Raw genomic sequence first — 1,049 nt, forward strand, 5'->3', positions numbered from 1 at the left:
GGCGGGAACAGGAGTGCCCAGTGGACCGCGACCCCGGCACCGATGATCGAGTACCAGCCGGTGTTCAGGATCGCGAGGCCGAGCAGGTCGAACGGGTCACGCCGACGCTGGGAGCCGGTGGTGACCGTGGCTGTAGTGCTGCCGGTGGTCAGGGTGGTGGTGTTCATGTCGGGTTCTCCAGGTCGAAGAGATCGAGTTGGCCGGGGCACGGTTCGTTCAGGTTCTTGCGGGCCCGGCGGGACTGTTTGCGGGGTGTGTGGTCGGTGGCCTGCACGACGAGGCGGGGGCGTTCGCTCGGCTCATTGGTGGCCGGAGTGCTGGTCATGCCGCCCACCCGGAACCGTCGTCGTCGTGGTAGGTGGTGAAGTCCCACCCGGGCAGCTGTCCGGTATCGGCGAACATGCCCACCGCGACCGAAACCGGGTCGTGTCCGGCGCGTTCCAGGGCGCAGCGGCGGCGGGCGGACAGGTCGATCACATCGGCGGGGATCGTGTTGCGGGCCATGGGTTTTACTCCGTTCACAGTTGGTGGATTGGCCGCGGGTCATGCCGCGAGAGGACCGGACTCGTCGCCCAGGTCGTCAGGGTCGAAGCCGGAGTAGTCGGCTTTCGGGGACAGGTCCGGCTGAGCCGGGGAATAGGCGTCGACGATTCGGTCGATGTCGTCGTCAGACACCCAGAAGGCACGGACCCGCCGGAACTCGTTCGAGCCGTCCTGGCCGACGTAGGCGACACCGGGAGTGGTGTCGGGGATCTCGTGGCAGCGCGCACCGCGGTCCTTGGCGCTCTGGCCATGAACCATGGTCGTCTGTGTCGGTTCGTCGAAACGCAGGCCGATACGGACCGAGAACAACTGCCGGTTGGGCATGTTCTCCTTGGACGGGTCCTGCAACGCGACGATCACGCTGTAGCCGACCGCGCGACCCTGGGTCAGGATCAGGCCGAGCAGCCGCAGCCCTTCGTTGACCTGCTCGCGGGTGGCGAACGCCGACAGGGCCGCGTATTCGTCGATGATGATGACCTTCAGCGGTTCGTCGATACTCGGCGTGA

General features: G+C 66.7%; 2 protein-coding genes and 1 pseudogene. All 3 read right to left on the reverse strand.

The window, feature by feature from the left end; translation table 11 throughout:
- Positions 1 to 163 precede the first annotated feature (163 nt).
- Positions 164 to 325: a hypothetical protein gene (locus ACLML9_RS28825; protein WP_411948441.1), complete on the reverse strand. Its 162-nt coding sequence runs from the start codon at positions 323 to 325 to the stop codon at positions 164 to 166.
- Positions 322 to 504, reverse strand: coding sequence for a hypothetical protein (locus ACLML9_RS28830; protein WP_357415957.1), 183 nt, complete (start codon positions 502 to 504; stop codon positions 322 to 324). The genes ACLML9_RS28825 and ACLML9_RS28830 overlap by 4 nt, the downstream gene beginning before the upstream one ends.
- A 39-nt stretch (positions 505 to 543) precedes the next feature.
- Positions 544 to 1,049 (reverse strand): annotated as a pseudogene (locus ACLML9_RS28835) (hypothetical protein); the annotation flags it as partial.

It is taken from the genome of Nocardia sp. NPDC002869 (assembly GCF_046764065.1).
GTDB lineage: Bacteria > Actinomycetota > Actinomycetes > Mycobacteriales > Mycobacteriaceae > Nocardia > Nocardia rhamnosiphila.